This is a genomic window from Azospirillum picis, assembly GCF_017876115.1.
Lineage (GTDB): Bacteria > Pseudomonadota > Alphaproteobacteria > Azospirillales > Azospirillaceae > Azospirillum > Azospirillum picis.
Genome location: NZ_JAGINO010000021.1, coordinates 49,518 through 62,712 on the forward strand (window position 1 = coordinate 49,518; position 13,195 = coordinate 62,712).

Sequence of the window (13,195 nt, forward strand, 5' to 3'; positions counted from 1 at the left end):
GTCAGCCTTTCCTGGCCCAGTCGCTGCGGCCGCCGATGGAGACGGGGGGCAGCGGATATTTCTGATTGTGCTTCAGCACGAAGTCCCGATAGTCGTAGCGGGTGCCGGGAAAGCCGATCATCTTCCAGCTCACCATGTCACGGTTGCCGCCGTAGATCGGATCCGCAAAGAAGCCTTCCATGGTGTTCTGCAGGACCAGGCTGAAGAAGCTGCCGGACCCGACCGGGCCATCGAAGGCCACCTCGTCCTTTTCCATCGCCGCCAGGAGGCTATCCTTCTGCTCCGGCGACAGATCGGTGAAGCCCTTGCCGTCCATGGCCGTTCGGCAGTGAGCATCCAGAGCCTTCAGCCCCAGGCGATATTTCTTCGCCGGGGTCAGGTCCGTCTGATCGCCCTGGGTCGGCAGACCGGGTTGAAAGGGACCCTTCATGTAGAGGCGGTCGGAGGTGCCGTAATGTCCGGCGAGTTGGCGATCGATGAAGACGGCGCAGCCGGCATCCTTGCCGCTGACGCTGAGTTCATCGGCCGGAATCAACCGTTCGACGATCGCCTCCACCACCTCGCCCTCGCGGGGGGTGAAGAACTGCCATGGCCCCGGCAGCACCTGCCTGGGCGGGTCGGTCGCCCCGGAATCCCAGGGCAGGCCCGTCCCGAACAGGACGCGCGCCTTGACCCCGGAGGTCGCCAGCACGACCAGCCCCATCGCCGTGGAGGCGAGGAAGCGGCGTCGGCTGGTGCCCAGCACATCAAGTCTGTCTGCTGCGGAGGTTTTGCTCATTCTCGGGGAAGCTCCGGAAGACACGGCGATTTCTCTTTCCACCGCTGCGCACCGTAAATCTGCGGTGGAACAGAAATTTCCAATGAGCGGAAGGCATACACCCACTCTTGGAGTGGTGCGCCCTGGTCATCCGGCGATGCACCGCCGCCGACGGAGGATTCCCCGGATGCAACAGGCCTGTTCAGGAGGGGTAAGGCAAACGCCAGGCTTCGGCGAGGGATCAGGTGCCGTCGCCGCCCAGCACGGACTCCACGAGCGTCTGAAGTTGACGGGGCGTGACCGGCTTCGCAGCCAGCACGAGCCCGAGCGCCGCCGCCGCCTGCTCGGCCTCCGGCCCGATCTCTCCGGTCAGGATGATCCCCGGAATCCGCCGGCCTGCCATCCCCCGGATTTCGCGAACGACGTCGGTCCCGACCTCGTGGTTACGGAGCCGGTAATCGGCGACGACGATGTCGGGTGAGCGGCCAGCGGCTCGCACGATCTCGAGAGCCTGGCCGATGGAGCCTGCGACCCCCACCTCATACCCCCAGTCGTGGAAAAGGGTCCGCAGGCCGGCAAGCACGATCGCATCATCGTCCACCAGCACCGCCAGCCGTCCGCTGCCGTCATTGCCGGCGACGGACGGCTGGGGCTCTTCCGGCACCCCCTCCGGCGAGTGCGCCCGCGGCACCTCGATCGAGAATGTCGATCCTTTGCCAGGCTCCGACCGCACCGCCACCGGATGGCCGAGCAGGCGCGACAGGCGCTGCACGATGGCAAGGCCGAGGCCGAGCCCCTGGCTGCGATCGCGCTCCGGATTGCCGACCTGGTGGAACTCTTCGAAAATCCGGCTCAGATGTTCGGCGGAGATACCGATACCGCTGTCGTGGATGCGGATGCACACGCTGCCGTCGGTCACGTCGCAATCCATCCTGACGAAGCCGCGTTCGGTGTAGCGGATGGCGTTCTCGACGAGGTTGCGAAGCATGCGGCCAAGCAGCAGCGGGTCGCTGTGCACGCTGGTCGCGCCGCAGGAGGCGTCTACCCGGAACTCCAATCCCTTTGCAGAGGCGACCGGTGAATAGGCGGCGGCGATCTCGTCGAACAGCAGCCGCAGCGGCATGTCCTGTACCCGTGGCACGATCACGCCGGCGTCAAGACGCGAGACATCGAGAAGGCTATCCAGCAGGTCCTTCAACGTCACCAGTGCGCGTTCCAAGGCCATCAGCGGAGAACGGCCTTGCTTGGGATCGACATGCGCGTGCAGCACGCCGGCGAACAGCAGCGCCGATTGCAGCGGCTGGCGCAGGTCATGACTGGCCGCCGCCAGGAACTTCGACTTCGAGACGTTCGCCTCCTCCGCGCGCTCCTTGGCGGACCGCAGGGCTTCCTGCATCGCCCTGCGGTTGGTCACATCGATGTTCAGGCCGCTGAAGTGGGTCGCCCGCCCGGCCGCATCCCGCTCGACCCGCCCGATGCTCAGGATCCAACGCACGCCGTCCTCGGGACGGCGGATGCGATATTCAATCCCCGGGTCGGGTATGTCGTCCCTGATGATGACGTCGATGTGCGCCTCCACCCGCGCACGATCGGCCGGATGCACCTGCGCCAGATAGGCCTCGCGACTGGGCCGCACGGACGTACGATCAAGGCCGAACAGGCGGAAGTTGCTGTCCGACCAGGTGATTGCGCCCGTGCGCAGGTCGACGTCCCACAGCGCCGCGTCGGCCGCCGAAAGCGCGATGTTCAGACGGGTTTCCGTCCGGCGCAGCGCCTCCTCCATCCGCTTGCGCTCTGTTATGTCGATGGTCAGTCCATTGTAGCGGACGGGCATTCCCTGCTCGTCATAACAGACGCGCCCGACCGACATCACCCACCGCACCTGACCCCCGGGATGGATCACGCGATATTCGAGGCTGACTTCCGGCGCACGCTCGGCCAGAAGCTGTGCATGCGCCAGCGAGGCCGCCGGCAAGTCGTCCGGATGGACGATGGCGGCCCAGGTGTCGGTGCTGATCTCCTGCGCCTCGGCTTCCAGGCCGAAGATGCGGTAGCTTTCGGCCGACCAGAGCCCGCGCCCACTCCTCAGATCCCACTCGAACGTTCCGGCACCGGCGGACTCAAGGGCAAGGTCGAGGCGCTCCTTGTTGATCCGCAATTCGTCTTCCGCATGCCGGCGCCGGGTTATGTCCAGCAGATAGACCGCCAACCCGTCCGCCGATGGGAATGCACGCATCCAGAACCAGCGACCGGTCTGCATTCCCTGGAATTCGACCTCGCTGGGCACCCGGCGTGACATCGCCTGTTGAGCCTTGTCCCACAGGGGGCTGCCGACCAGTTCAGGAAAGGCCTCCCACAGCGACTGCCCCACCAGTTCGCGACCTTGGGCGATCAGGGCCTTTGCCTTGTCGTTGAGGTATGTGAAGCGCCAATCGCGGTCGAATTCGACAACACCGTCCACGGTGCTCGCCAGCACCATCGCGGTCTTCAAGGCGTTGCGCTCGGCCGTCTCGCGGACATGCAGGAAACGCCGCAATCCCCAGAAGAACCCAGCCGCGGTCAGCAGCAGCAGTCCTGCGAAGATCGAGAGGGTGCGCAAGGCGGCAAGGTCGACGGCCCGCATGGCGCGTGCCTTGTCCAAGCTGACCATCAGGCCAAGATCGTGGGAACCGGCATCGGCAGGAGAGCGGACAACGATCCGTGGCCGCCCGTCGGCTCCCTGCCCTTCAACTGTCTGCCGTGGAGATTTTGCAGCCGACAAATCAAGCAACGGCAGACCCATCGCCCGACCGGACGGTGGCACAGACGCGACGATCGTCCCGGCCTTGTCGGTCAGGAAGACCGAAGCGTAGTCCGGGATCGGCTGACGGAGCAGGAATTCCTCCAACCAGCCGATGTCGAGCAGAACCGCCGCCACACCCGATGCCGTATCTGACCCACCGCCATAGCCGAGCGCAAAGGCGATGGCGGGACGTTTGGTGGTCCTCGATTCGATGAGTTGGCTGACGGTGAAGTTGCGGGTTTGGATCGCCTGCTGCCGATACTCGCGGTCGGCAACCGACAGACCGATGACGGCGGGCTCAGTCGTGCACCAGACCACGCCCGACGCGTTGCTGATGCTCACAGCCAGGAAAGGCGGATATTGGCTTCTAAGATGAGCCATTGACGCTAGGCAAGACGCTGCGTCCATCCGCCCGACGCCCATCTCCGTCAGGGTAACCAGAATATGGCGTATGTCTTCAATAATTCGTTGCTGCTCGGCCTCGATCAAGCTGAGAAGGCGAACCCCTTGGTCCTTGATCTCCCGTTCTCGGTACTGCCGAAACTCCAACTGACTGTAGATTTCAAACCACAGGAAAGGGAGCGCAACCGCGAGAAGAAACACCAGCAAACGGCCTTCCGTCCACCTTGGTTTGGAGGAAGGTGGGGAAGCAGACATGTGCAAACCCCTTGAATTTTATTATTGCACCCTCAGGGTGCCATAGTCGTTCTTTTGAGAAAACTACCTCTTCGTTCAAGTTCCGCACGCAAAAGAGAGCAACTTGGCTCCGCTTATCCGGCTGGAGCCGGCACATCGATCCGTCCGTGCCGCCATTCGCAGGCAGAACCAGACATGCCGGTTGGGCCATGGCATCAAGCAGGGCCAAGGCCATGCAGACAAACTCAGTCGATCGTTACCGGCAAGCGCATCAGGTCGCGGTCCCAGGTGATCTTGCATTTGCTCAGATTGAGCCGCGTCAGATACACGTAGGCCGTCTTCCCAATGTCGTCGAAGTTGGCGCTGGGACTTTGCGGGTCGAGCAAAGCCGGATAATCGTAGGCCGCATAGTCGCTGCAATCATAACGAAACAGCAGTGACCCCCCCCACAGAAGCTGCGGCTCCGACCAGTGCAGCAAATCCGGAGACGTCGTTGTCCAAACGCCCGGAACACCCTGGCGCACCGTGGCCATGGTCGCGATGAACAGCCCGCTCGGCCCGTGGTGGACGACGCTGCGCACTGTTCCCTGCAGGATACCGGGAGAGACCGGAGCGCAGACATGCTCGCCCGGCGCTTCTCCCGATTGGCCGTCACGGACGAAGCGGACCGAAAAGGATGCTCCATTCCAGGCTCGCCAAGCCTGCGGGTTTGCCAGATCGTCAGTACGCAGGAGGCAGGCGCCGCGCCTCTGGGCCTCCAGCGCTTCAGCCCAGATGAAGGCGTACCAATAGCTGCCTTGGCGAATGATGTTCGACGGCGCGAAATAGCCGGTCCGCCGCCCGACATCTCCGCCATAGGGATAGGGAAGCGTCGCGACGGTGTGGTCAGGAGGCGGCGCGCTTGGACGAAAGCTGGCGCCACCGTCTGACGAAATCGCAGACGTGATGCTGTTGCGCCAACAGCGCATATAATCGCCGGATGGGCAGAGCTCAGGCCGCTGGTCGCCATGGAACTCGTTGCTGACAAGCGCGTAGACCGTCCTGCCGTCCGGTGTGTAGAAGGACGAGATCCAGCTACGATCATCATGGAGGCGAGGATCGTTCCCACCGTTTCCCTGGTATATGACCGTGCAGTTCGGTCGGACCGTGTCAAGGGACGCGCCGGTCAGCGCGCGGGCGGTGGAATGCGAGGCAACGAGGTGGACGGTGCCCCCCGCATCACGGAAGGCGCGTGCCGGCGTGTCCGGAGCGTCGGTCTTGGCGCAAGCGTCATGCTGCCAGGAGGTCACCAGTTCCGGTTCCCCCGTTTTCCTGACGGTGACTGCCCAGGCTGGGGCCGGGTCCGTGCCCAGCCCTAGCGCGAGAGACAGGATGAGCGCGGCACCCGGACGCCACATGGCGGTTCTGCGGCCATCGCGCCAATCCATGCGGATCACCTGCCGACGGCGATGGCTTTCAGGAAAGGTGCCGGCTTCAACCGGTTGGCTTCCAGGAAGTCCAGATAGCGCCCTGCGGAGTCGGCCCGATGCCGGTCGTAGGCATCGGGATCGAAGGCCACCAGGGCCTTGAGACGCTTGCGCGTCAGCGGAGCGGTCAGGGCGGCGGCATCGACGTAGGGCACGCCGGTGTTCTCGCACAACTCGCGCGTACGGGAATCGATCGTTACGGTCACGCCCATCCGCTCGGCCTGGATAGCCAAGGCGACGCCATGATAGCGGCATCCGATGGTGAGATCCTGCTGACGCAAGCTGTCCATCCAAGCCGGAACATCATAGTAGGAGCGAACGTAGTTACGGCACCAGGACCTGAATTCTTCAGGCGAATAGTGCGGGACCGTATGTTCCTGGATTTCTTTCAAGACCTGAGGTTCGATATCGTCGAAGATGCCTCTCGATATCTTGATCATTTCGCCCATCGACTGGACGACATACTGCCCGGGTGCAATCGGGTCCATCATCAGGCTGATGAGCTGGTGCTCGATCTCGCGGGTTTTCACCCACGCCTGATGTCCGGCAGCCACCGAAATCGACCGAGGCAGCTCACATGCCGTCCAGTTGGCATGGATCTTCCGTCCAAGCCCCGGCGCTTGGTTCAGAAAATGCGACGGGCAGCCCCCCGGCAACGAGCCGGTGATGCCCAGCTTGTCGAGCTGTGCGCTGGTATAGGCGCCGCGGGTATAGATGTTGGAAGAAGCCGAGGACGGATTGGATGCGGCGATCACCTGTGCCCAGCGCAGGGTACCGGGACTGAGTTCGATGTCGTGGTCGTAGCTGTTCGCCTGCGCACCAAGGCCGATGGCGACGATGGGCAGTCCCGATTTCTCAAGATTCTCTGCCATCTGCCCGTAGTCCGTGTGACGGCCGAGCTGGTTGGCGCAGGGGATCACAATGATGTCGGCGTTCTTGCGCAGCGTCTCCGCCGACGTTCCCCAGGCGAAGAAGCCGACCGGATTGGTGATGTGGCTGGCGATCGCGTGCACGAAGGCGAGGTTGCCGTTGTTGTGCCCGATCGCCGTGTAGAGCGAGTCGAATGGCGCATTGGAATAGAGCCCGAGGTTGGGAGTCTTCCAGAGCACGGCAACACGCAGCGGCTCAGACGAGGCTGCCGGCCGTCCGGAGGGTTGCGGCTGGGAGACAGGGGTATCGAATGCGATGTCTTCAAGCATGTCGGCTCTGCCTCGAGACGTTGGGCATGGAAACAGAGCGACGGTACGCACAGAAGAGGTAACCCCGCAAGAGACATCCAACAAATAGCACAGAATAAGATGCCATATAATGCTTAGATTTTCTATTCAAACTCACTATATCATAAATTATCAAAATAACTATTTCAGATCAGGAAGACTTCACGGCATCCGCCCTCATAAATTCCCTTTCCGATCTGCTAATTTTTGTCAGGATGATTGACAGGGGCTTATATTGCCGCACCGGGTCCCGGAATGGCCGCTGGCGGACATTTGCCAAGGATGATCATTCCCAGCACCTCGTCCTTCGTCACGTCCGCGACCACGGCGGTGCCGACCAGCATGCCGTTCTTCATCACATGGATGCGGTCCGCCAAGTCGAACACGTCGTGGATATCGTGTGAGATCAGGAAGATGCCGATTCCTTCCTGCTTCAGTTGTCTGACCAGTTCGCCCACTTGCCGAGTTTCCGCCGGTCCCAGGGCCGCCGTCGGCTCGTCCATGATCAGGACCCGGGCATCGAAATGGATGGCGCGTGCGATCGCGACCGACTGGCGCTGGCCGCCGGACAGCGCCTTCACCGGCTCCTTGAAGCGCCGGAAATGCGGGTTCAGCCGGCCCATCACCTTGCGCGCCTCCGCCTCCATGGCATGGTCGTCCAGCGTCCCCCAGCGGGTCAGCTTCTCCCGGCCCAGAAAGATGTTGGCTGCGGCATCGACGTTGTCGGCGAGCGCCAGTGTCTGGTAGATCGTCTCGATGCCGCAGCGTTTGGCGTCGCGTGGGCTGGCGATGTGGACGGGCTCGCCATTGACCCGGATCTCGCCATGGTCGGCGGCGTAGGCGCCGGACAGGATCTTGATCAACGTCGATTTGCCTGCGCCATTGTGGCCGAGCAACCCGACCACCTCGCCGGGGTAGAGGTCGATGCTGACGTTGTCCACCGCCTTGATGCCGCCGAAGGCGATGGAAACCTCGCGCATCTCCACCAGGGGAACTGGGACATCTGGATGCGATCCAGCCGGAGCCATGCCGAGATGGGTCATTTGATTCCCTTGCGGTAGAGCGTGTCGATATAGACCGCGGCGACCAGCACGATTCCGACCACGATGTTCTGCATCGGGGCATCCACCCCCAGCAGCACCATGCCGGACTGGAGCGACTGCATGACCAGCGCCCCCAGCATCGCACCATGGATGGTGCCGACGCCGCCGGCCAGCGAGGTTCCGCCGATGATCGCCGCGGCGATGACGTACAGCTCGTCCAGCGTCCCGTTGGCGTTGGTGGCGGCGTTCAGGCGGGCGGTCGCAATGCAGGCGGACAGTCCGCACAGCGCCCCCATCAACCCGAAGACCAGCATCAGCACGCGTCGGGTGTTGATTCCCGACAGCTCCGCCGCCTCGGGATTGCCGCCAATGGCGAAGACATAGCGGCCGAAGCGGGTGCGGCTGGAAAGGAAGGTCACCGCCACCCCCACCGCCAGCGCGATCAGCACCGGGATGGCAAAGCCGTGTGTGATGACCGGCAACGCACCGTCCCCGATGGCCCCCTGTGCCTCCATCATCCGGCGGACGACAGGGGCCGGAAGAGGATAGGAATTGACCACCATCACCGCTCCGACGATGGCGGCGGCAATCAACAGGATCACCACCCCCTCTGCCCAAAGTGGCCGGACCGGAAAGCCGAAGCCCGCCCGCCGCCGCCGGGTCACCATGATCGCTGCAACCGCCAGCAGGATCGCCGCGACGCCGACTGCCCAACTCGGCCCGGCACCGATGGCACCCTCGAACCCGCCGCCCAACCGCTTGAACAAGCCGTCCATCGGGGCCACCGTCTGGCCGGTCGTCACCCACCACGCGGCCCCGCGCCAGACCAGCAGCCCGCCGAGCGTGACGATGAAAGACGAGACGCCGAGATAGGCGATGACCGCCCCTTGCAGAAGCCCGACCGCCCCGCCGACGGCGACGCCGGCCGCAACCGCCGCAACCCAGGTCAAGGGATGGTCGAAGCCCCACAGCTCCGGCAGGACGCGGGCCTGGAAAACACCGACCACCATACCGGTGAAGCCCAGGATGGACCCCACCGACAGGTCGATGTTGCGGGTAACGATGACCAGCACCATGCCCGTCGCCATTACGGCGACGGATGCCGCCTGGACCGACAGGTTCCACAGGTTGCGCGGCGTCAGGAAGGCACCGCCGGTCATGACGTCGAAACCAATCCAGATGACGGCGAGGGCGCCGATCATGCCGAGCAGTCGCGTGTCCAGCTCCAACGCACGGAAAGCGTCGGTGAGGCTGGTCCGGCCGCCGGCATAAGGTGCTTCGCCATGCGAACCCGATGAGGGCGATCCAGGGGGTGGCGATCCTGGAGAGGAGAGCGTAGACGGCTCGCCCATCAATTGCAGACCTTCACCGAACCCGGCTTCACCCCCTGGCAAACCACCTCCCTGGTCACCCAGCCGGCATCGATCACGAGATCGAGGTTATCCTTGGTGATGGCGACCGGCGTCAGGAACAGCGAGGTCATCGTCTGCTTCTTCGGCCCACCATCGAAGGTCGTGGCGCCGGCGATGCCGGTCATCGCCTTGCCGCTGGCCAGCTCGATGGCGATCTCGGCAGCGCGGCGACCAAGCTCACGGGCATCCTTCCAGACCGATACGGTCTGGGTGCCAAGCGCGATCCGGTTCAATGCCGCCTTGTCGCCGTCCTGGCCCGACACCGGCACCGAACCTGCCAGCCCCTGCGCCGTCAGCGCCGCCACCGCCCCGCCGGCAGTGCCGTCGTTGGAGGCGACGACCGCGTCGACCTTGTTGCCGGTCTTGGTGAGGATCTGCTCCATGTTCTGTTGGGCGATGGCCGGCAGCCACTTGTCGGTGTAGGCCTCGCCGACATTCTTCACGTCGCCGCGGTCGATGGCGGCCTTCAGCACCTCCATCTGGCCGGCGAACAGGAAGTCGGCATTGGGATCGGTCGAGCTTCCCTTGATGAAGGCGTAGTTGCCCTTGGGCTTCAGCGCGAACACGCTGCGGGCCTGGAGGCGTCCGACCTCCTTGTTGTCGAAGGTGATGTAGAAGGCCGACGGGATTTCGATCAGCCGGTCATAGCCGACCACCGGGATTCCCTCCGCCGCAGCCTTCTCCACGGCCGGGCGGATGGCGTCGCCGTCCTGCGCCAGGATGATCAGCGCCTGGGCGCCGCGCGCGATCAGGGATTCGATGTCCGACAGTTGCTTGGCCGGCGAGGATTGCGCATCTGCAGACAGATAGCTGCCGCCAGCCTTCTCGATCGCCGCCTTGATCGCCGCCTCGTCGGTCTTCCAGCGCTCCTCCTGGAAGTTGGACCAGGACACGCCGACCGTCGGGCCGGCAGCCAGCGCCGCCGTCGAGGTCATGATGGTGGTCGTGGCTGCGGCCAGCATCATGAGCAGGCCTGCGGCGGCGGTCATGCGGTGCTTCATCATGGTTCCTCCCTGTCCGGCCGTCCGGTGCGGCCTTGTTGCCGGAATGGCCGCCGCGGGCGGCCCTGCTGATCGAAGAAGGCGGGAGCGGACGCGGTCAGACGTAGCGGTTGACCAGGTTCTCCAGATATTCCTGCCGACCGGAGCGCGGCTGCGGGTTCAGGTTGTCGGCGACCGCGCGATCCGCCAGCCTCGCAAGATCGCGTTCGCCGGCCATGATCGCCCTGCCCTCCTCGCCGTCCCAGGCGGCGTACCGTTCGGCGAGCGGACCGGTGAGCGCCGCATCCTCCAGCATGACGGCCGCTTGAAGCAGCGCGCGGGCGCAGGTGTCGATCCCACCGATGTGACCGTGCAGCAGATCGGCCGGATCGAGCGATTGACGGCGAATCTTGGCGTCGAAGTTCAGACCGCCGGTGGTGAGGCCTCCGCCGTTCAGGATGTCGTGGAAGACCACCGTGAGCTCGCCGACATCGTTGGCGAACTGGTCGGTGTCCCAGCCCAGGAGCGGATCGCCGCGGTTCATGTCGAGCGATCCGAAGATGCCCAGCGCCAGCGCCAATGCCACCTCGTGCTGGAAGCTGTGACCGGCGAGGATGGCATGGTTCTGCTCGATGTTCACCTTGACGTCGGCCAGCAGGTCATAGCGCTCGAGGAAGCCGTAGACGGTGGCGACGTCGAAGTCGTACTGGTGCTTGGTCGGTTCGCGAGGCTTCGGCTCGATCAGGATCGGCCCCTTGAAGCCGATCTTGTGCTTATGCTCCACGACCATCGACACGAAGCGTCCCATCTGGTCCATCTCGCGCTTCATGTCGGTGTTCAGCAGCGTCTCGTACCCCTCGCGCCCGCCCCACATGACGTAATTGGCCCCGCCCAGGGCATGGGTCGCCTCCAGCACCGCACGCACCTGCGCACAGGCGTAGAGAAAGACCTCGGGATCCGGATTGGTCGCCGCCCCCGCCATGTAACGGCGGTGGGAGAACAGGTTGGCGGTGCCCCACAACAGGCGGACCTTTGCGTTCTCCATCTTCGCGGCGAACACCTCGGTGATCGCCTTCAGATTGTTCACGCTCTCAGCCAGGGTAGCGCCCTCCGGAGCGGCATCGAGGTCGTGGAAGCAGAAGAAGGGGATGTCCAGCAGACGGAACATCTCGAAGGCGGCATCAGCCTTCATGCGCGCCGCAGCCATTGGATCGAGGCCGGCCTTCATCCAGGGACGCAGGAAGGTCTCGCCGCCGAACGGATCCGCGCCCGGCCAGCAGAAGCTGTGCCAATAGCAGGCGGCGAGCCGCAGATGGTCTTCCATGCGCTTGCCCAGCACCACGCGGTCCTTGTCGTACCAGCGGTAGGACAGAGGATCGCGGCTCTCGGGCCCACGGTAAGCCACCGGCGACAACTCGCCGAAGAAAGGAACGGTGCTCAAGAGGCGAACTCCTTGGCAAGGGGGTAGAGCCGGCGCCAGCGCAACCAGGCGCGGGTGTAGGCCTCGGCGCGGGCGGGATCTGGCGTGAAGCTCTCCAGGCGGCGCGGCTTGCGGCAGACCGCGGACGGCTCCTCTCCGGTCGCCGCCATACGGCCGAGATGTGCCGCACCCAGCGCCGCCCCGACCTCGCCGTCCTCGATGCGGTGGATGGTCAGGCCGAGCGCGTCGGCGCAGATCCGTGCCCATAGCCGCGACCGCGAGCCACCGCCGGCCAAGTCGAGCGAGGATGGGACGACCCCGCCCTCGCCCAGGGCCAGCAGATTGTCCCGGGCGGCGAAGGCGACGCCTTCCAGCACTGCCTGCACCAGTGTGTTCCGACCGGTTTCCGCCGATAGTCCGGCGAAGAGCCCGCGGACGGTGGCGTTGTTGTGTGGGGTGCGCTCGCCCGACAGGTACGGCAGGAAGGCGACCGGCGCCGGGCCATCCACCGCATCGCCGAGCGGAGCCAGCAACTCCGCCTCCGGCGTCCCGAGAGTCGATGCCGCCCAGGCGAGCGACGCTGCCGACGACAGCATCACGCCCATCTGGTGCCAGACCCCGGGCAAGGCATGGCAGAAGGCATGGACCGCCATCGCCGGGTTCGGCAGGAAGCGGTCGGTCGTCTGCCAGACCACACCGGAGGTGCCGAGGCTGAGGAAGCCGTCGCCGGGGGCGATCGCACCGAGGCCGACCGCGCTCGCCGCACAGTCGCCGGCTCCTCCCGCCACCACCGGCGGCGTGCCCATGCCCCAGCGCCGGGTGAACTCCGCCGACAGCCGCGCGACGGGAGCCGACCCTTCCGCAAGCTCCGGCATATGGGCGCGGCTCAGGCGGCCGGCACCAAGCAGCGCGTCCGACCAGTCGCGCCGGGCGACATCAAGCCACAATGTCCCCGAAGCATCCGACATCTCCTCCACCATCGTCCCGGTCAGGCGCCAGCGGACGTAAGCCTTCGGAAGAAGGACCTTGGCGGTTTCGGCGAAGAGCTCCGGTTCCTCCTCCGCCACCCACAGAAGCTTGGGCGCGGTGAAGCCTGGCATGGCGATGTTGCCGCTGATGGCCCGGAAATCCGGCAGGGCCGCCTCCAACGCCGCACATTGGCGGTAGGACCGGCCGTCGTTCCAGAGAATGGCAGGCCGCAGCACGCGCCCATCGCGGCCAAGCAGCACCGCACCGTGCATCTGGCCCGAAAAGCCGATTCCGGCGACAGTGGCGACGGCGCCCGGGTGACGATCGGCCAGCTCATCCACCGCGGCGATCGCGGCGGCAACCCAATCCTCCGGCTCCTGCTCCGACCACAGCGGGTGCGGATGCGATACTGCACATGCACGCGAGGCGACGGACATGACCGTGCCGTCGGCGCCGGTCAACACCGCCTTGACGCTGGATGTGCCGATGTCGATACCCAGAAACATAGCCCGC

At 64.9% G+C, this 13,195-nt stretch carries 9 protein-coding genes; all 9 read right to left on the reverse strand.

Features of this window, described 5'->3' with window-relative positions; translation table 11 throughout:
* Position 1: 1 nt before the first annotated feature.
* A complete protein-coding gene (locus J2850_RS23695) occupies positions 2-778 on the reverse strand; it encodes a gluconate 2-dehydrogenase subunit 3 family protein (protein WP_246513445.1) in 777 nt (258 codons plus the stop codon).
* A 220-nt stretch (positions 779-998) separates the two neighbouring features.
* Complete coding sequence (locus J2850_RS23700; protein WP_307354518.1) at positions 999-4,142, reverse strand: PAS domain-containing protein; 3,144 nt, start codon at positions 4,140-4,142, stop codon at positions 999-1,001.
* A gap of 278 nt (positions 4,143-4,420) precedes the next feature.
* Positions 4,421-5,602 (reverse strand): hypothetical protein, encoded by a 1,182-nt coding sequence (locus J2850_RS23705; protein ID WP_246513447.1) that lies wholly within the window; start codon positions 5,600-5,602, stop codon positions 4,421-4,423.
* A 5-nt stretch (positions 5,603-5,607) separates the two neighbouring features.
* Positions 5,608-6,840, reverse strand: coding sequence for a polysaccharide pyruvyl transferase family protein (locus J2850_RS23710; protein WP_209987307.1), 1,233 nt, complete (start codon positions 6,838-6,840; stop codon positions 5,608-5,610).
* Positions 6,841-7,088: 248 nt separating this feature from the next.
* Positions 7,089-7,901, reverse strand: coding sequence for an ATP-binding cassette domain-containing protein (locus J2850_RS23715; protein ID WP_246513448.1), 813 nt, complete (start codon positions 7,899-7,901; stop codon positions 7,089-7,091).
* Positions 7,898-9,103, reverse strand: a complete 1,206-nt coding sequence (locus J2850_RS23720; protein ID WP_246513450.1) for a sugar ABC transporter permease — start codon at positions 9,101-9,103, stop codon at positions 7,898-7,900. Before J2850_RS23720 ends, J2850_RS23715 begins: the two co-directional genes overlap by 4 nt.
* A 149-nt stretch (positions 9,104-9,252) precedes the next feature.
* Entirely contained in the window at positions 9,253-10,317 is a 1,065-nt protein-coding gene (gene xylF, locus J2850_RS23725) for a D-xylose ABC transporter substrate-binding protein (protein ID WP_246513452.1), read from the reverse strand.
* 94 nt (positions 10,318-10,411) lie between these two features.
* The gene (gene xylA / locus J2850_RS23730) at positions 10,412-11,734 is read right to left on the reverse strand and encodes a xylose isomerase (RefSeq protein ID WP_209987314.1); all 1,323 of its coding nucleotides are present in this window, start codon (positions 11,732-11,734) and stop codon (positions 10,412-10,414) included.
* Entirely contained in the window at positions 11,731-13,188 is a 1,458-nt protein-coding gene (gene xylB / locus J2850_RS23735) for a xylulokinase (RefSeq protein ID WP_209987317.1), read from the reverse strand. Before xylB ends, xylA begins: the two co-directional genes overlap by 4 nt.
* Between the last annotated feature and the right edge of the window lie 7 nt (positions 13,189-13,195).

Bases quoted from the DNA above. Each gene is read 5' to 3' on its own strand.
- J2850_RS23695 (WP_246513445.1), bottom strand. From the start codon at position 778: ATGAGCAAAACCTCCGCAGCAGACAGACTTGATGTGCTGGGCACCAGC.
- J2850_RS23705 (WP_246513447.1), bottom strand. From the start codon at position 5,602: ATGGATTGGCGCGATGGCCGCAGAACCGCCATGTGGCGTCCGGGTGCC.
- J2850_RS23710 (WP_209987307.1), bottom strand. From the start codon at position 6,840: ATGCTTGAAGACATCGCATTCGATACCCCTGTCTCCCAGCCGCAACCC.
- J2850_RS23715 (WP_246513448.1), bottom strand. From the start codon at position 7,901: ATGACCCATCTCGGCATGGCTCCGGCTGGATCGCATCCAGATGTCCCA.
- J2850_RS23720 (WP_246513450.1), bottom strand. From the start codon at position 9,103: ATGATCGGCGCCCTCGCCGTCATCTGGATTGGTTTCGACGTCATGACC.
- xylF (WP_246513452.1), bottom strand. From the start codon at position 10,317: ATGATGAAGCACCGCATGACCGCCGCCGCAGGCCTGCTCATGATGCTG.
- xylB (WP_209987317.1), bottom strand. From the start codon at position 13,188: ATGTTTCTGGGTATCGACATCGGCACATCCAGCGTCAAGGCGGTGTTG.